At 72.6% G+C, this 20,038-nt stretch carries 3 protein-coding genes; all 3 read left to right on the forward strand.

Features of this window, described 5'->3' with window-relative positions; all coding sequences use genetic code 11:
• The first annotated feature begins 2 nt into the window (after positions 1–2).
• The 3 genes from RIN75_RS05445 to RIN75_RS05455 are packed head-to-tail and all read left to right on the forward strand — an operon-like array spanning position 3 to position 20,022.
• Positions 3–18,623, forward strand: a complete 18,621-nt coding sequence (locus RIN75_RS05445; protein WP_309110657.1) for a non-ribosomal peptide synthase/polyketide synthase — start codon at positions 3–5, stop codon at positions 18,621–18,623.
• Positions 18,620–19,831, forward strand: coding sequence for an MFS transporter (locus RIN75_RS05450; protein WP_309110658.1), 1,212 nt, complete (start codon positions 18,620–18,622; stop codon positions 19,829–19,831). Before RIN75_RS05445 ends, RIN75_RS05450 begins: the two co-directional genes overlap by 4 nt.
• Entirely contained in the window at positions 19,828–20,022 is a 195-nt protein-coding gene (locus tag RIN75_RS05455; protein WP_309110659.1) for an MbtH family NRPS accessory protein, read from the forward strand. Before RIN75_RS05450 ends, RIN75_RS05455 begins: the two co-directional genes overlap by 4 nt.
• The last annotated feature ends 16 nt before the right edge of the window (positions 20,023–20,038 follow it).

A 20,038-nucleotide genomic window follows, 5' to 3' on the forward strand; every position in this document is an offset into this window, starting at 1 on the left:
CCATGACGACCTCAAGGGAAGACCGCATCTCCGCGCTGCCCGCACACCTCCGGGAGCGCCTGCGCAAGCGCCTCGCGGGCCGCACCGAGCCCGCCGACGTGATCCCGCGCGCGCCGCACGACGGGCCGTTCCCGCTGTCGGCGGGCCAGCGGCGGCTGTGGTTCCTGCACCAGGTGCAGCCCACCGAGTACAACACCGCGCTGGCGCTGCGGCTGCGCGGGGCGCTCAACGTGGACCGGCTGACCGCGTCGCTGGCCGAGCTGGTGCGCCGGCACGAGTCGCTGCGCACGACGTTCGGCGAGGTCGACGGCGAGCCGGTGCAGGTCGTGGGGGACGTCGACCTCGACGTGCCAGTGGTGGACGTCGACGACCTGGACGGTGTGCTGCGGGCCGAGGTGGAACGGCCGTTCGACCTCGCCACCGGGCCGTTGTTCCGGGCGGTGCTCTACCGGCACGAGGGTGACCACGTCCTGCTGCTGACCTCGCACCACATCGTGGTGGACGGCTGGTCGCTCGGCGTGCTGACCGAGGAGTTGGGCGCGCTGTACCGGGGCGAGGCGCTGCCGCCGGTCGCCCTCCGGTACGCGGACTACGCGGTGTGGCAACGCGATCGTTCCGTCGACTTGACCTACTGGCGGGACCGGCTGGCCGGGGTCGCACCGTTGGAACTGCCCACCGACCGGCCCCGGCCGGCGGAGCGCACGTCGGCGGGCGCGACGCACGAGTTCACCGTGCCGCCGCTGCTGTCGTCGCGGCTGGCGGAGCTGGCCCGGGTGCACGAGACGACCCTGTTCACCGTGCTGCTCGCCGCCTGCCAGGCGCTGCTGGCGCGCCACACCGGCCAGGACGACATCGCGGTGGGCACCGTGACCACCGGGCGCAACCGGCCCGAACTCCAGCGGCTGGTGGGGTTCTTCGTCGGCACCGTCGTACTGCGGTCCACTGTGGACACTTCACGGTCGTTCGCCGAGCTGCTGGCCGAGGCGCGGACGACCGCGTTGGACGCGTTCGCGCACGACGACGCCCCGTTCGACAAGGTCGTGGAGGCGCTGGGCGTGCCGCGCGACCCGAGCCGCACGCCGTTGTTCGACGTGATGGTCGTGATGCAGAACACGGGGAACGCGCTGCCCACCCTGCCCGGTCTGGAGGTCACCGAGCACCCGCTGACCCGGCGGCACGCGAACTTCGACCTGAGCATCGACTTCACCGAGACCGGCGACGGCGTCCACGGCCTGGTCGAGTACAGCACGGACCTGTTCGACGGCGAGACGGTCGCGCGGCTGTGCCGGCACCTGCTGATCCTGCTGGCCCGGGTGGTCGCCGAGCCGGACCGGCCGTTGGCCGAGGTGCCGCTGCTGCTGGGCGACGAGCCGTCGCCGCACGGGCCGGCGGTGGAGGTGCCGGACACCACGTTCCCGGCGCTGTTCTCGGCGCGGGTCTCGCGCAAGCCGGACGCGACCGCGCTGGTGTGCGGGGCGGACCGGTTGACCTACGCGGAGGTCGAGGCGCGGGCGAACCGGCTGGCGCACCGACTGGTCGCGGACGGCGTGCGGCCCGAGCAGGTGGTGGCCCTGTCGCTGCCGCGCGGGGTGGACGCGGTGGTGGCGGTGCTGGGTGTGCTGAAGGCCGGCGCGGTGTACCTGCCGGTGGACCCGTCACTGCCGGAGCGGCGCAAAGCGCACCTGGTCACGGACTCGGGCGCGGTGCGGGTGCTCGACGCCCTCCCCGACACCGCGGGGCTGCCCGAAACCCCGCCGGACGTGCCGATCCGGCCGGACCAGGCCGCGTACGTGATCTACACGTCCGGGTCCACCGGCACGCCCAAGGGTGTCGTGGTGGAGCACCGGAACCTGGTGAACCTCCTGCACAACCACCGCAACGACTTCGCCGCCGAACCCCTGCGCGCCGCGCTCACCGCCGTGTTCTCGTTCGACACGTCGTGGGAGGGCCTGGTGCTCATGGCCGACGGCCACGAGCTGCACGTGTTGACCGACGAGGTCCGGCTGGAGCCGACCGCCCTGGTGTCCTACGTGCGCGAGCACCGCATCGACTTCCTCGACCTCACCCCGTCCTACGTGCAGCAACTGCTGCCCGCCGGGCTGCTCGACGGCCCGCACCGCCCGAAGGTGCTGATGCTGGGCGGCGAGGCGCTGGGTGCGGCGCTGTGGCGGGAGCTGGCCGGTTCGGGCGTCGACGCCTACAACTTCTACGGGCCAACGGAGACCACGGTCGACGCGGTGTCCACGCTGGTGCAGGGCGACCGGCCGGTCATCGGCCGTCCCCTGCACAACCTGACCGCCTACGTGCTCGACGCCAACCTCCGGCCGCAACCGGTCGGCGTGCCCGGTGAACTGTACATCGCCGGTCCGCAGGTGGCGCGCGGCTACCTCGACCGGCCCGGCCTGACCGCTTCGCGGTTCCTGGCCGACCCGTTCGGCGCGCCGGGTTCCCGCATGTACCGCACGGGTGACCGGGTGCGGTGGGTCGGCGACCAGTTGGAGTACCTGGGGCGCACCGACGACCAGGTCAAGATCCGGGGCCACCGCGTCGAACCCGGCGAGGTCGAGGCCGCTCTGCTGGCCCACCCGGACGTGCGGGAGGCCGCCGTGGTGGCGCGTGCCGACGACGGGCACACCCGCCTGGTCGCCTACGTCGTGGCCGAGGCGCCGACGGACCTGCGGGACCACCTCAAGCGGCTGCTGCCGGACTACCAGGTCCCGTCGGCGTTCGTGGAGCTGGAGCGCATCCCGTTGACGCCCAACGGGAAGCTCGACAAGGCCGCGTTGCCGGCGCCGCGGGTGCGGGCGGAGGGCGAGGTGGTCGAGCCGCGCACGCCGGCGGAGGCCGTGCTGGCCTGGATCTGGGCGGACGTGCTGGGCGCTTCGCGAGTCGGTGTGCACGACAACTTCTTCACCCTGGGCGGCGACTCGATCCTGTCCATCCGCGTGGTGTCGCTGGCCCGGCAGGCGGGGCTGCGGCTCACCTCGCGGGACGTGTTCCGGCACCAGACCATCGCCGAACTGGCCCTGGCCGCCGCCGACGTGGAAGAGCCGGTGGCGGAACGGGTTTTCACCGGTCCCGCACCGCTGACGCCGATCCAGCGGTGGTTCTTCGCCGAGCACGGGCCGTTGGGGCACTTCACCATGTCCTTGCTGGTGGAGCTGGACCCGGCGGTGGACGCTGGTGCGTTGCGCTCGGCGGTGCGGGCGGTGGTGGCGCACCACGACGCGTTGCGGATGCGGTTCCGGCGGGACGAGGGCTGGGTGCAGGAGGTCGCTCCTGTTGAGGCCGAGGTGTTCGCGGTCGGGTCGGATGTCGAGGCGTCGGCGTTCGAGGCGCGGCGGTCGTTGGACGTTTCGGGTGGTCCGCTGTTGCGGGCGGTGTTCTTCCCCGGTGACGCGCCGTCGTTGCTGCTGGTCGTGCACCACCTCGTGGTGGACGGGGTGTCGTGGCGGATCTTGCTGGACGACTTGGAACGCGCTTACCGGGGTGAGGCGCTTGAGCCGGTGGGGACGTCGTTCACCGACTGGGCGCACCGGCTGGACGAGCACGTTCGGCAAGGCGGGTTGGCCGACGCCTTGGAGTACTGGCGGGCGCTGCCGGAGCCGGAGGCGCTGCCGGTGGACCGGTCGGGGGTGAACACCGTCGAGTCGACGCGGTCGGTGTCGGTGCGGCTGGATCGTGCGACCACGGACGCGTTGCTGCACGACGTGCCGCCGGCGTTCCGGACGCAAATCAACGACGTGCTGTTGAGCGCGCTCGGGCGGGTGCTGGCGGAGTGGACCGGGCGGTCCTCGGTGAGCGTCGCTTTGGAGGGGCACGGGCGGGAGGAGCTGTTCGACGCGGACCTGTCGCGGACGGTCGGCTGGTTCACCACGCAGTTCCCGGTGGTGCTGGAGACCTCTGATGACTGGGGGCGGACGCTCAAGACGGTCAAGGAAGCTTTGCGGGCCGTGCCGCACAAGGGGTTGAGCTACGAGGCGCTGGGGCTGACCGGGTTGCCGGGGGTGTCGTTCAACTACCACGGTCGGTTCGACGTGGCCGGCGATGGGCTGTTCCGGGCGCGGCGGGACCTGGCGTCCGACGACGTGGAGCCCGGTCTTGCCCGGCCGCACCTGCTGGACGTGACCGGGCTGGTGGAGAACAGCGAGTTGGAGTTGCGCTGGGACTACTCGGCGAACGTCCACGACGAGGACACCGTGCGGCGGCTGGCTTCGCGGATGGTCGAGGCGCTGCGGGAGATCGTGACCTACTGCGCGGGTGCGTGGGGGCGGACGCCGTCGGACTTCCCGTTGGCGCGGCTGACGCAGGCGCAGGTGGACCGGATCGTGACGCCGGACGTCGAGGACGTCTACCGGCTGACGCCGTTGCAGGCGGGCATGGTGTTCCACAGCCTGGTCGAGCCCGGCGCGTACGTGGACCGGGTGCGGTTGGTGCTCGACGGCGTCAGCGACCCGAAGGCGTTGCGGCGGGCGTGGCAGCTCGTGGTGGACCGCACGCCGGTCCTGCGCACGTCGATCGTGTGGGACGGGGTGGCCGAGCCGGTGCAGGTGGTGCATCGGGAGGTCGTGCTGCCGTCCGGCGGGGAGATCTCGCTGGACACCGCGCCGCTGCTGCGGGTGGCCGTGACGTCGCTGGGTGGAGACCGGGTCGAGGTCGTGTGGACGTCCCACCACGTGGTGCTGGACGGCTGGAGCACCGGGCAGGTGTTCGCGGAGGTGCTGGAGCACTACCGCGCCATCACCACCGGCACGCCCGCGCGCGTGCCGAACCGCCGGCCGTTCCGCGACTACCTGGCCTGGTTGGCCGAGCAGGGCGACGCGGAGCCGTACTGGCGGCGCGTGCTGTCCGATGTGGACGGTCCGACGCCGCTGCCGTTCGACCGGCCGCCCGCCGAGGCGCACCGGTCGGAGGCGACGGCGTCCGTGCGGGTCGCGGTGGACCTGGGCGACGCGCCGCAGCGGCTCGGGCTGACCGTGAACACGGTCGTGCAGGGCGCGTGGGCGTTGCTGCTGTCCCGGGTCTCCGGGGAGCGGGACGTGGTGTTCGGCAGCACGGTGTCCGGGCGGCCGGCGGAACTGCCCGGCGTCGAGGACGTGGTCGGCATGTTGATCAACACCGTCCCGACGCGGGTGGCGGTGGACACGACGGCGCGGGTCGGGGCGTGGCTGCGCGACCTCCAGGCGGCTCAGGGCGAGGCCCGCCGGTACGACCACACGTCGTTGGCGGACATCCAGTCGTGGCTGGGGACGCGGCTGTTCGACAGCGTGGTGGTGTTCGAGAACTACCCGTTCGACCGGTCCGGCGACGGCCCGCGCGTGGTCGAGGTGGACGCGGTCGACAACACCACCCTCCCCCTGACCCTCACGGCGTCCGGTTCCCAGCACCTCGACCTCGACCTGGCCTACGACCCCGACCTGTTCGACCCGGCCACCGCGCAACGCCTCGCCCGCTGGCTGCGCGACCTGGTCCGCGACCTGGTCGGGCAGCCGGACGCGCGGATCGCCGACCTGCCGTGGCTCACCCCCGAGGACGAGCACCGCGTGCTGGTCGAGTGGAACCGCACCGAACTGCCCACGCCCGGCACCCCCTACCACGAGGCGTTCGCCGACCAGGCCCGCCGCACGCCGGACGCGACCGCGCTCGTCTTCCGGGACGAGTCGCTGACCTTCGCCGAGTTGGACGCCCGCGCCGACGCCCTCGCGCGGCACTTGCGGGCCGGCGGCGTCGGTGCCGAGGACGTGGTGGCGGTGCGAGTGCCGCGGTCGGCGGGTGTTGTCGTGGCGCTGCTGGGGATCCTCAAGGCCGGCGCCGTCTACCTGCCGATCGACCCGATGCTGCCCGCGGACCGGGTCGAGCTGCTGCTGGCGGACGCCCGGCCGAAGCTCGTGCTCGACGCCCTGCCGGACGCCAGGCCCGACGTGCGGCCGGACATCACGTCCGACACCCAGCCGGACCCCGCGCCCGGCGCCGTGCCCCCCGCGTTCCTCTCCTACGGGACGCGCGAGTCGGCGGAAAGTCGCGGATCCCGCATGTCACCTGATCAGGTGAAACCGGTCCGGCCCGACCAAGCGGCCTACATCATCTACACCTCCGGGTCGACCGGCAAGCCGAAAGGCGTGGTCGTGGAGCACCGGCAGCTCTCCAACCTCTTCCACGCCAACCGGCACGAGCTGATGGGCGAGCGCACCCGGTTCGCGCTCACCGCCACCTTCTCCTTCGACACCTCCTGGGAAGGCCTCCTCTTCCTCGCCGCCGGCCACGAGCTGCACGTCATCGACGACGAGCTGCGCCTCGACCCGGACGGCCTGGTCGCCTACGTCCGCGACCACCGCATCGGCACCATGGACCTCACCCCGTCCTACGCGCACCGCCTGGTCGCCGCCGGCCTCCTCGAATCCGGCCTGGACCAGCTCATGCTCGGCGGTGAGGCCGTGGACGCCGCGCTGTGGCGGCGGATCGCCCGCTCGGACGTCCGCGGCTTCAACTACTACGGCCCCACCGAGACCGCGGTCGACGCGGCGGCGACGCCGGTCACCGGCGATCACCCCGTCATCGGCCGTCCACTGCACAACGCCCAGGCCTACGTGCTCGACGCCGACCTCCGCCCGGTGCCGCCCGGCGTCCCCGGCGAGCTGTACGTGGGCGGCGCGCAGGTCGGTCGCGGCTACCTGAACCGCCCCGGCCTGACCGCCCAGCGGTTCCTGCCCGACCCCTTCGGCCCGCCCGGCTCGCGCATGTACCGCACCGGCGACCGGGTCCGCTGGCTCGACGGCGTCCTGGACTACCTCGGGCGCACCGACGACCAGGTCAAGCTGCGCGGTTTCCGCATCGAGCCCGGCGAGGTCGCGGCGGCGCTGCGGGACGTGCCCGGCGTGCGTGACGCGGTGGTGGTCGTGCGGTCAAGCAGGCTCGTCGGGTATGTCACCGGCACACCGGAGACCGACCCGCGCAAGCACCTCGCCGCCGGCCTCCCCGACTACATGGTCCCCTCGGCGGTGGTGGCGGTCGACGCGTTCCCCCTGTCGCCCAGCGGGAAGCTCGACAAGAAGGCACTGCCCGAGCCGGAGTTCGCCGCCGGCTTCCAGGAGCCCCGCACGCCCGCCGAACGCACGATCGCGGCGGTCTGGGCCGACGTGCTCGGCGTCGAAAAGGTCGGCGCGGACGACAACTTCTTCGCGCTCGGCGGCGACTCCATCCTCAGCATCGGCGTGACGTCCCGGTTGCGCGAGGCGTTCGGCGTGCAGCTGTCCCCCCGTGCCCTGTTCCAGCACCCCACGGTGTCCGGCCTCGCGACAGCGATCGCCGGTCTGAGTGCGGTGGACGCCATCCCGGTGATCCCGCGCGGTGGCGTCCACCCGCAGTCCCCCGCCCAGCGGCGGTTGTGGTTCCTGGACCGCTTCGAACCCGGCGGCACGGAGTACGTCACCCCCACCGCCCTGCGGCTGCGCGGCCCGCTCGACCACCCGACCCTGCGCCGCGCGCTCAACGGCCTCGTCGCGCGGCACGAGTCGCTGCGCACGACGTTCGACGACGGCGTTCAAGTGATCCACGAGCCGTTCGAGCTGCCGCTGGAGGTGGAGCACGGCTCGTGGGAGGACGTGCTGCGCCGGGAGGTCGGCACGCCGTTCGACCTGCGCGAAGGTCCGCTGGTGCGGGCACGGCTGGTGCGCGTGGCCGACGGCGACCACGTTCTCGTGCTGACCCTGCACCACATCATCACCGACGGCTGGTCGACCGGCGTCCTGGCCCGCGACCTCGGCGCGCTCTACGCGGGCGAGGACCTGCCGCCGCTGCCCGTCCAGTACGTCGACTACACGGCCTGGCGCGACGACCCGCCCGCCGACCACTGGGCCCGGAAGCTCAAGGACGTGCCGGCGCTGGAACTGCCGACCGACCGGCCCCGCCCGGCGGTGCGCACGGGCGCGGGCGCGGCGCACCGGTTCACCGTGCCGGCGGAGGTGTCGGCGGGGCTGCGCGAACTGGCCCGGCGGCGCGGCGACACCCTGTTCACCACGCTGGTCGCGGCCTGCCAGGCGCTGCTGGCCCGCTACACCGGCCAGGACGACATCGCGGTCGGCACCGCCGTGTCCGGGCGCGGTCGGGCCGAGCTGGACGACGTGGTGGGCCTGTTCGTCAACACCCTCGTCCTGCGGTCCTCTGTGGACGGTAACCGGACGTTCGGCGAGTTCCTGTCCGGGGTGCGGCAGACCGTGCTGGACGCCTTCGCCCACCAGGACGTGCCGTTCGAGCGGGTGGTGGAGGCGGTGCGCCCCGAGCGCGACCCGAGCCGCAACGCCCTGTTCGACGTGATGGTCCTGGTGCAGAACACCGCGAGCGAGGTGCCCGAGCTGCCCGGCCTGCGGGTCGAGGAGCTGGCCGTGCCCACGGTGTCGGCGCTGTGCGACCTGACGTTCGAGTTCGGCGAGTCCGGCGGCGACCTGCTGGGCGCGGTCGAGTACAGCACCGACCTGTTCGACGCGGCCACCGTCGAGCGCATGTGCCGGCACCTGGTGGCGCTGCTGGCCGCCGTCACCACCGACCCGGACCGGCCGCTGCGCGAAGTCCCCCTCCTGCTCGGCGACGAACCCTCGCCGCACGGGCCTTCGCTGGACGTGCCGGACACGACGTTCCCCGCACTGTTCGAGGCGCAGGTCGCGAAGACACCCGATGCGACCGCGCTGGTCCGCGGGGACGTCCGGCTGACCTTCGCCGAACTGGACGCCCGCGCGAACCGGTTGGCGCACCACCTCCTGTCCCGGGGCGCCGGGCCGGAGCGGACCGTGGCGGTGCGGCTGCCCCGATCGGCGGACGTGGTGACCGCCATCCTCGCCGTGCACAAGGCGGGCGCGGTGTACCTGCCGATCGACCCCGGCCTGCCCGCCGAACGCTTGGACGTGCTGCTGGCCGATGCCGAGCCGGTGGTGGTGCTGGACGCAATCCCCGACTTGGCCGCGTTCCCGGACACCCGTCCGCAGGTCGGCCTACGGCCGGACCACGCGGCCTACGTCATCTACACCTCCGGGTCCACCGGCACGCCCAAGGGTGTCGTCGTCGAGCACCGCAACCTGGTGAACCTCCTGCACAACCACCGCAACGACTTCGCCTCCGAACACCTCAAAGTCGCGCTGTCCGCGGTGTTCTCGTTCGACACCTCGTGGGAAGGCCTGGTGCTGCTCGCCGACGGCCACGAAGTCCACGTGCTCACTGACGACGTCCGGCTCGAACCTGCCGAGTTCGTCCAGTACGTGCGGGTGCACGGCATCGAGCTGGTCGACGCCGGCCCACCGTTCGCGCGCCAACTCCTCGACGCGGGCCTGCTCACCGGCACCTGCGCCCCGAAGATCCTCACTCTCGGCGGCGAAGCCCTGAACCCAGCGCTGTGGCGGGAACTGGCCCGATCCGGCGTCCGTGCCTACAACTTCTACGGCCCCACCGAAACCACGGTCGACGCCGTGTCCACGCAGGTCACGGGCGATCGCCCGCTCATCGGCCGACCGCTGCACAACCTGACCGCCCACGTCCTGGACGCCGAGCTCCAGCCCCAACCCGAAGGCGTCCCCGGAGAGCTGTACATCGCCGGACCCCAGGTCGCGCGCGGCTACCTCAACCGGCCCGACCTGACCGCCCAGCGGTTCCTGCCCGATCCGTTCGGCCCGCCCGGCGGGCGCATGTACCGCACCGGCGATCGTGTCCGCTGGGTCGGTGACCAGCTCGAATACCTGGGCCGCACGGACGACCAGGTCAAGGTCCGGGGCTTCCGCGTCGAACCCGGCGAGGTCGAGGCGGCGCTGCTGGCCCATCCGGAGGTGCGGCAGGCGGCCGTGGTGGCGCGCGAGCACAACGGTCACGCCAGACTCGTCGGGTACGTCGTGGGCACGGCCACAGACCTCGGCGCCTGGCTCAAGGACCGGCTGCCCGACCACATGGTGCCGTCGGCGTTCGTCGCCCTGGAACAGATCCCGCTGACCCCGAGCGGCAAGGTGGACCGCCGCGCGCTGCCGGCGCCGACGTTCTCCGACGCCGGGTACGTCCCGCCGCGCACACCCGTCGAGACCGAACTGGCCCGGATCTGGGCCGAGGTGCTGGGCGTGGACCGGGTCGGCGCGCGGGACAACTTCTTCGGCCTGGGCGGCGACTCGATCCTGAGCATGCAGGTGGTGTCCCGGGCGCGGCGGGCCGGGCTGCGGCTGACGTCCAAGGACGTCTTCCTGCGGCAGACCGTCGAAGACCTGGCGCTCGCCGTCACCACCGCCGACGACACCCCCGCCGCGCCGACGTTCACCGGTCCCGCGCCACTCACTCCCATCCAGCACTGGTTCTTCGCCGAGCACGGGCCGCTCGCGCACTACACGATGTCGGTGCTCACCGAGTGGGGCGACGTCGTCGTGCCCCGCCTGCGCGATGCCCTGAACGCCGTGGTGGCGCACCACGCCGCCCTGCGGACCCGGTTCGTCGAGGTCGACGGCGAATGGCGGCAGGAAGTCGGCGAGGCGTCGGACGTCCTGCACCTCGCGTCCACCGTGGACTACGAAGCCGAGGCCACACAGGCGCGCCAGAGTCTGGACCTGCGGCGCGGCCCGCTGTTCCGGGCGGTGTTGTTCCCGGACGGCAGGTTGTTCCTCACCGCGCACCACCTCGTGGTGGACGCCGTGTCGTGGCGGGTGGTCCTGGAAGACCTGCGCACCGCCTACGACGGCGGCGAACTCGGCCCGCGGAGCCTGCCGTTCACCGACTGGGCCCACCGCCTCGACACCCACATCCGCTCCGGCGCACTGGACGACGCATTGCCGTACTGGCAGGCCGTGCCGACCGGGGAACCCGTCCACACCACCGCCGGCAGCGCCCGGACCGTGACCGTTCGACTCGGCCGGGACGAGACCGAAGCGCTCCTGAGCCGGGTGCCCGAGGCCTACCGGACCCAGGTCAACGACGTGCTGTTGACCGCGTTGGCGGCGGCTTTCGCGGGCCGGGTGTTGGTGACGCTGGAGGGCCACGGCCGCGAGGAGTTGTTCCCCGACGCGGACGTCTCCCGCACGGTCGGCTGGTTCACCGCCCAGTTCCCGGTGGCGTTGGACCTGCCCGCCGACTGGGGCGACGCGCTCAAGGCCGTCAAGGAACAGCTCAGGGCCGTGCCGCACAAGGGGTTGAGCTACGACGCGCTGAAGTCCGCCGGCCGGCTGCACGGGCCGCTGCCCCGCGTGTGCTTCAACTACCTGGGCCGCTTCGACGAGGACACGGTCGAGGCCGGGCACGGCCGCGAAGTCCCCGACGACGTGGTCCGGCCGAACGCGCTGGACATCACGGCGGCCGTGACCGGCGGCGAACTGGTGCTGGACTGGGAGTACTCGACCGAGGTGGACACCGAGGCGGGCGTCCGCGCGCTGGCCGACCGGATGCTGGACGCACTGCGCGAGATCGTGGCGCATTGCGCTTCGGCTTGGGGCCGCACGCCCTCGGACTTCCCGCTGGCCCGGCTCACCCAGGAGCAGGTGGACCGGATCGTCACGCCGGACGTCGAGGACGTCTACCCGCTGACGCCGTTGCAGACCGGGATGTTGTTCCACAGCCTGGTGGACGACGGATCGGCCTACTTCAACCAGCTCCGCGTTCGCCTGTCCGATGTGGACTCGCCGGAGCGGTTGGCGCAGGCGTGGCAACGGGTGGCGGACCGCACGCCCGTGCTGCGGACGAGCGTGGTCTGGGAGGGCGTGGACGAGCCGGTGCAGGTGGTGCACCGCGCGGTCGACGTGCCGGTGGAGTTCGCGCCGGTGACCGACGACCTGGTCGCCCGGGACGCCGAGGCCGGCCTCGACCTCACCCGCGCCCCGCTGATGCGGCTCACCATCGGCCGGGTGTCCGACACCGAGGTGGACGTGCTGTGGACGTCCCACCACCTGCTGCTGGACGGGTGGAGCACGTCCCAGGTGTTCGGCGAGGTGCTTGCCGAGTACGCCGGGGACGCGCCGGTCGCGCGCCGGCCGTTCCGCGACTACCTGGCGTGGCTGGCCGAGCAGGACCACGCGGCGGCCGAGGCGCACTGGCGGGCCGTGGTGGCGGGCCGCACCGCGCCCACTCCCCTGCCCTACGACCGCCCGCCCGCCGACGCGCACGGCGCCGAGTCCTCCGCCCAGGTGGTGCTGGACCTGCCGGTCGACCGGCTCGACGCGGTAGCCCGCGCGCACGGCCTCACGGTGAACACCCTGGTCCAGGGCGCGTGGGCGTTGCTGCTGGCTCGCACCTCGGGTGAGCGGGACGTCGTGTTCGGCACCACCGTGTCCGGGCGGCCCGCCGAACTGCCCGGCGTGGAGGACATCGTCGGCATGTTCATCAACACCGTGCCGACGCGTGTGTCCGTGGACCCGCTGGAGGACGCCGTGGCGTGGCTGCGGCGGCTCCAGGACGCCCAGATCGAGTCGCGCCGGCACGACTTCGTGGCGTTGGCGCAGGTCCAGGCGTGGGCGGGCGGCCGGCTGTTCGACAGCCTGCTGGCGTTCGAGAACTACCCCGTGCAGGCGCCGTCCGGCGACGCGCCGACCGTGGGCGAGGTCGACGGGCTGGACACCACGACGTTCCCGCTGACCGTGCGGGCGCACGCCGACTCGGCCCTGCACGTGGAGCTGACCTACGACCCGCGCCTGTTCGACGCGGCCACCGTCGAGACCCTGGGCGCCCGGCTCACCCGCCTCCTCGACGCGCTCGGCACCGACCCGATGCGCCGGATCGGCGAGTTGCCGTGGCTGTCGGAGGAGGAGCGCCACCAGGTTCTGGTGGAGTGGAACGGCAGCGCGACCAGCACCGTCACCACGACCATCCCGGAAGTGTTCGCCGCCCAGGCGTTGAAGACCCCCGACGCGGTCGCGGTGACGTTCGACGGGTCGGCGTTGACCTACCGGGAGTTGGACGAGCGGGCGAACCGGTTGGCGCACCACCTGGTCGCCGAGGGCGCGGGGCCGGAGCAGTTCGTGGCGCTGCTGCTGCCCCGGTCGCTGGACCTGGTGGTCGCGGTGCTGGGCGTGCTCAAGGCGGGTGCGGCTCATGTGCCGATCGACCCGGCGTACCCGGCGGAGCGCATCGCGGGCATGGTCGAGGACGCCCGGCCGGTGGCGGTGCTCGACCGCCTGCCAGACGACCTGTCCGGTTATCCATCGACCGCGCCGAAGACGTTGCCGCGGCCGGAGAACCCGGCTTACGTCATCTACACGTCCGGGTCGACCGGCAAGCCCAAGGGCGTGATCATCCCGCACAGCAACGTGATCCGGCTGTTCACCGCGACACAGCACTGGTTCGGGTTCGACCAGAACGACGTCTGGACCCTGTTCCACAGCTACGCCTTCGACTTCTCCGTCTGGGAACTCTGGGGACCACTCCTGCACGGCGGGCGACTCGTCGTAGTGCCCTATGAGTTCTCCCGCTCGCCACGCGACTTCGCGCGGCTCCTCGAAGACGAGGGCGTGACGGTGCTCAACCAGACACCATCGGCGTTCTACCAGCTCATCCCCGAGCGGCCGGACGCCCGGTACGTGATCTTCGGTGGTGAGGCGCTGGACCTGCGCAAGGTGGCGGACTGGCAGGGCACCGGCACGTTGATCAACATGTACGGCATCACCGAGACCACCGTCCACGTCACCTACACCGAGGCGGACGGCACGGTCGGCGTGCCCATCCCCGACCTGCGGGTCTACGTGCTGGACGAAGATTTCCAGCCCGTGCCGCCCGGGGTCGTCGGCGAGATGTACGTGGCCGGACCGGGACTCGCGCGCGGGTACCTCGACCGGCCGGGGCTGACCGCCTCGCGGTTCGTCGCGAACCCGTTCGGCGAGCCCGGGTCGCGGATGTACCGGTCCGGTGACCTGGCCCGGTGGGTGAACGGCAAGCTGGACTACCTGGGCCGCGCCGACCAGCAGGTCAAGGTGCGCGGGTTCCGGGTCGAGCCCGGCGAGGTCGAGGCGGTGCTGGCGGGTCACCCGGCGGTGCGGCAGGTCGCCGTGGTGGCCCGGGAGGACCGGCTGGTCGCCTACGTCGTGGCCGACGAGCCGATGCCGGCCGCCGCGCTGCGCGAACACGCGGCACGCACTCTGCCCGACCACATGGTGCCCGCCGCGTACGTGGCGCTGGACCGGTTGCCGCTCAACAACAACGGCAAACTGGACCGGGCCGCGCTGCCCGCGCCGGACCGGGACGCGACCGTCGCGGACGGGTACGTCGAGCCGCGCACGGACACCGAACGGCTGGTCGCGGGCATCTGGGCGGACGTGCTGGGCCTGGCCCGGGTCGGCGCGGAGGACGACTTCTTCGCGCTGGGCGGGGACTCGATCAGCAGCATCCGGGTGGCGTCGCGGCTGCGCGAACGCTTCGACGTCTCGCCACGCGCCCTGTTCGACCACCCGACGGTGGCGAGGTTGGCGGCGGCGTTGAGCGGCGAGGCCCTGACCCCGATCCCCCGAGCGACCGGACCCGAGTTCCCGTTGTCGTTCGCGCAGCAGCGACTCTGGTTCCTCGACCAGTTCTCGCCCGGCGGCACGGAGTACGTGACCCCGCTGGCGGTGCGGCTGCGCGGTGAGCTGGACGTGGAACGGCTGCGACGCGCGCTGACCGGCCTGGTCGCCCGGCACGAGTCGCTGCGCACGACGTTCCCGGCGGTGGACGGCCTGCCGGTGCAAGTCGTCCACCCGCCTTACGACGTCGAACTGCCCTTGCTGGACGAACTGCCCGACGTCGAGCCGTTCGACCTGGGCACCGGGCCGTTGTTCCGGCCCGCGCTGGTGCGGGTCGCGCCGGACGAGCACGTGCTGGCGCTGACCATGCACCACATCGTCACCGATGGCTGGTCCGGCGGGGTCCTGGTGTCCGACCTGGCCGCGCTGTACGAGGGCGAGGACCTGCCGGACCTGCCCGTCCGGTACGTGGACTTCGCCGCTTGGCAACGCGAACAGCCGCTGGACGCCCAACTCGACCACTGGCGCGAGGAACTGCGTGGCGTCCCGGCGCTGGACCTGCCCACCGACCGGCCCCGGCCGCCCGTGCAGACCTCGGCGGGCGCGCAGGTCGAGTTCGCGGTGCCGCGCGACATCGCCGACCGGGTCCGGGAGATCGCCCGCCGGCACGATTGCACCCTGTTCATGGCGCTGGTCGCCGCCTGCCAGGCGCTGTTGCACCGCTGGTCGGGCCAGGAGGACTTCGCGCTGGGCACGGTCGCCGCCGGGCGCGAGCGGCCGGAACTGGAGCGGGTGGCCGGGTTCTTCGTCAACACGCTGGCGCTGCGCGCCCGGGTCGAGCCGCGCGCCACGTTCCCCGAGCTGCTGGGCCGGGTGCGGGAGACCGTGCTGGCCGCGTTCGCGCACCAGGACGTGCCGTTCGAACGGGTCGTGGACGCCGTGCAGCCCGACCGCGACACCAGTCGCACGCCGATCTTCCAGGCCGTGGTGGCGCTGCAGAACGCGCCGCGCCCCACCGGGTTCGCCGGGCTGGAGGCGGAGGACGTGGCGCGGCCGGTGACCTCGACCGGGTTCGACGTGACGGTGGAGTTCACCGAGGAGGACGACGGCGCGCTGACCGGGTCCGTCGAGTACAACACCGACCTGTTCGACGCCTCGACCGTCGAGCGGCTGGCCGAGCACCTGGTGACCCTGCTCGACGACATCACCGAGAACCGTCCACTGTGGACGCTTCCGTTGCCGCGCGCGGAAGTCCGGGAGTTGGCGCGGTCCGGTGACGGCGGTCCCGCGAGCCCGTTCGTGTCGTTCAGGGGGCTGGTCGAGGCCCAGGTGGCGCGGACGCCTGACGCCCTGGCGCTGGTCGGCGAGGCGGAGTTGACCTACGCCGAGCTGAACGCGGCGGCCAACCGGTTGGCGCACCGCCTGATCGCGGCGGGCGCCGGACCGGAGCGGGTGGTGGCCGTGCGGATGCCGCGGTCGGCGGAGCTGGTCGTGGCCGAACTGGCGGTGCTCAAGGCCGGTGCGGCGTTCCTGCCCGTCGACCCGGCGTACCCGGCGGAGCGGATCGCGTTCATGCTGGACGACGCCCGGCCGTTGCTGGTGCTGGACGGACCGGTGGACGTGTCCGGGTACCCCGACCACGACCCCGGGGTCCCCGTGCGGCCGGAACACCCGGCGTACGTGATCTACACGTCCGGGTCGACCGGGCGGCCCAAGGGCGTCGTGGTCACCCACGCGGGCATCTCGACGTTCTCCGCGGCCGAGATCGCACACCTCGACGTGCGGCCGGGTGACCGGGTCCTGGAGTTCTCGTCGCCGAGCTTCGACGCCTCCGTGCTGGAGCTGTGCATGGCGCTGCCCGCCGGGGCCGCGCTGGTGGTCCCGCCGCCCGGTCCGCTGCTGGGCGAGCAGTTGGCGGACGTCATCGACGCGTTCGGGGTGACCCACGCGTTGATCCCGCCGGTCGCGCTGGCGACCGTGCCGGACCGGGCGTTGCCGTCCTTCCGGACGCTGGTGGTCGGTGGTGACGCGTGTTCGGCGGACCTGGTGCGGCGCTGGGCGCCGGGACGGCGGATGGTCAACGCCTACGGGCCGACCGAGTCGACCGTGGTCACCAGTTGGAGCGGGGCGTTGGAACCGGGTGGGGTGCCGCCGATCGGTCGGCCGCTGCCGGGGACGCGCGTTTACGTGCTGGACGCCGAAGGGCAGCAGGTGCCGATCGGGGTGCCGGGTGAGCTGTTCGTGGCCGGTGTCGGGTTGGCGCGCGGTTATCTGGACCGGCCGGGGTTGACGGCGTCGCGGTTCGTGGCCGATCCGTTCGGGCCGCCCGGGTCGCGGATGTACCGGACCGGGGACGTGGTGCGGTGGAACCGGCGGGGCGAGCTGGAGTTCGTGGGGCGGGCCGACGAGCAGGTCAAGATCCGCGGGTTCCGGGTGGAGCTGGGCGAGGTCGAGACGGCGTTGCTGCGGCATCCGGGGGTGCGCGAGGCCGTGGTGGTCGCGCGGGCGGACGGGGCCGGGCACAAGCGCCTGGTGGCCTATGTGGTGGGCTCTGTCCAGGACCTGAGGGACTTCTTGAGCGAGTCGCTGCCGGAGTACCTGGTGCCGTCGCTGTTCGTGGCGGTGGACGCGCTGCCGATGAGCCCCAACGGGAAGGTGGACCGGGCGCGGCTGCCCGAGCCGGACTTCTCGGCGGTGGCGACGGCGGAGTACGTGCCGCCGGCCGGTCCGGTCGAAGAGGCGTTGGCGGCGGTGTGGGCGGACGTGTTGGGCGTGCCAAGGGTCGGCACGGCGGACAACTTCTTCGGGCTGGGCGGCGATTCGATCCTGAGCATGCAGGTCGTGGCGCGGGCCCGGCAGGCGGGGCTGCGGTTCAGCACGCGGGACCTGTTCGCCAACCAGACCATCGCCGCGCTCGCGCCCGTGGTGACCGTCGAGGCAGTGGCCGGGGAGCAGGCGGCGGTGGTGGGTGATGTGCCGCTGACGCCGGTGCAGCACTGGTTCCTGCGCTCGGGGCGGCGCAACCCGCACCACTTCAACCAGTCCCACCTCGTGCGGCTGGACCCGGACGTGGATGTCGATCGGCTGCGGTCCGCGCTGGCCAAGTTGATGGCGCACCACGACGCGCTGCGGATGCGGTTCACGTGTGCGGATGGTGTGTGGCGGCAGGAGAACGGGCCTGTTTCGGACGTGGACGTGCTCACCGTGGTGTCCTATGCGGACGACCGCGAGGCGTTCGCGGACGCGGTGCACGCGAGCTTCGTGCTGGAGTCCGGGCCGTTGTTCAAGGCGGTGTTGTTCACCGGGGACGAGCCGGAGTTGCTGCTGGTGGCGCACCACCTGGTGGTCGACGGGGTGTCGTGGCGGATCTTGCTCGACGACCTGGAGACGGCCTACCGCGGCGGTGACCTGGGCGCGAAGACGACGTCGTTCCAGGAGTGGTCGCGGCGGCTGTGGGCGCACGTGGCCGAGGGCGGGTTCGACGCCGAGGTCGACCACTGGAGCACTCCCCTGCCGGCGGCGGAGGAGGCGCGCGGGCCGGTGGACGTGGTGACCGTCGAGCTGTCGGCGGAGGACACGGACGCCTTGCTGCGCGGCGCGCCGGTGGCCTACCGGACGCGGGTCAACGACGTGCTGCTGGCCGCGTTGGCCTGGGCGTTGGCGCGGTGGACCGGTGAGTCGAAGGTCGCCGTCGACCTGGAGGGGCACGGCCGGGAGGACCTGTTCGACGGGGTGGACCTGTCCCGCACGGTGGGGTGGTTCACGACCGTCTACCCGGTGGTGCTGGACGTGCCCGAGGGAGATTGGCGCAGCCGGGTCAAGGCGGTGCGGCGGCAGTTGCGGGCGGTGCCGGGCAACGGGATCGGGTGCGGTGCGCTGCGGCAGCACGGCCGGGTGCCGGCGAGCGGGACCCCCGCGGTGGCGTTCAACTACCTCGGGCAGTTCGACACCGGGTCGGCGGAGTCCGGCGGCCTGTACCGGGCGGTGCTGCCGTCGATCGGCCGCGACCACGACCCGTCCGACCCTTCGCACCACTTGGTCGACGTGGTCGGTGAGGCGGGTGACGGGCGGCTCGGGTTCTCCTGGTACTTCCACCCGGAGGTGCACCCCGCCGAGGAGGTCCGCGCGGTCGCGGCGGACTTCGCGGACGCCCTGCGGGCCATCGCCGAGGACTGCCGGCGATGACGACCTCGTTGGCGCGCAACCGGAACTACACCCTGCTGTGGAGCGGGCAGGCGTTGGCCGAGGTCGGGTTCTCGGCGTCGCTCATCGCCTTCCCGCTGCTGGTGCTGGCGGTCACCGGGTCGCCCGCCGCGTCCGGGCTGGTGCTGGCGGTGGACGCGGCGGCGCAGTTGCTGGCCGGGCTGCCCGCGGGTGTGCTGGTGGACCGGTGGGACCGGCGGCGGATCATGCTGGCCTGCGAGGCGGCCCAAGCCGTGGCGCTCGGGACGCTGGTGGTGGCGCTGGTCTACGGCGTGGCCTCGGTGTGGCACATGGCGTTGGTGGCCGCCGTGATGGGCGTGTGCCGGGCGCTGTTCGAGCCGGCGGAGGACTCGTGCCTGCCCCGGTTGGTGCCTGACGAGCAGTTGGCGACGGCGGTGGCGATGAACTCCGCCCGGACGTCGCTGGGGCAGATGGCGGGGACGGCGTTGGGCGGGGTGCTGTTCGCGGTGAGCCGGTGGTTGCCGTTCCTGGTGGACCTCCTGACCCACTGCGTGGCGTTCGTGACCCTGCTGTTCCTGCGGGTGCCGCCGCGCGCGCCCTTTGTCGGCGACCCGCGCTTCCTCCGGGAGATCCGGGACGGGCTGCGGTGGGTGTGGGCGCGGCGGGAGATCCGGGTCACGGCGGTGTGTGCGGTGGTGCTCAACCTGTTCTTCAGCGCCTTCTACCTGGTGGTGATCGTGCTGGCGCAGCACCGGGGGGTCTCGCCGGCGGTGATCGGGGTGATGGCGGCGATGCTGGGGGTCGGCGGTGTCGTCGGGTCGCTGCTCGCGCCGAAGCTCCACCGGGTGCTGGGGCCGTACGTGTCGATCGCCGGGGTGTTCTGGGCGGTGACCGCGTTGACGCCGGTTTCCCTGCTGGTTGCCGACGGGTACGCGCTCGGTGGGTTGTTCGCGTTGATGATGGTCCTGGCGCCGACGGCGAACACGACGATCTCGACCCACCAGCTCCTGCTGACGCCCGACGAGCTGCGCGGCCGGCTCAGCGGGGTGCTGGCGGTGGCCGTGGGGCTCGCGGGCGTGCTCGGCCCGGTGCTCGGCGGTGTGTTGACGGAATTCCTGGCGCCCACCGACGCGGTCGTCGTGTGTGCCGTCGGGATCGCTTTGGTGACCGCGTTCGTGACGGTGAGTCCCACGTTGCGGCGCTACGCAGATCAGGAGGTTGTCCCGTGAGGTCTGACATCGCCTACCAGGTGCTGGTCAACGACGAAGGCCAGTACTCGCTGTGGCCCGCGCACCAGCCGGTGCCGGCGGGGTGGGTGGCTGACGGCAAGACCGGCAGTCTCGACGAGTGCTCGGCGCACGTGGATTCGGTGTGGACCGACATGCGGCCGCGCTCCCTCCGGGAGGCCATGAACTCCTGATCGCGCACACGGACCC

This window comes from Saccharothrix sp. (assembly GCF_031180885.1).
Taxonomy (GTDB): Bacteria; Actinomycetota; Actinomycetes; order Mycobacteriales; family Pseudonocardiaceae; genus Actinosynnema.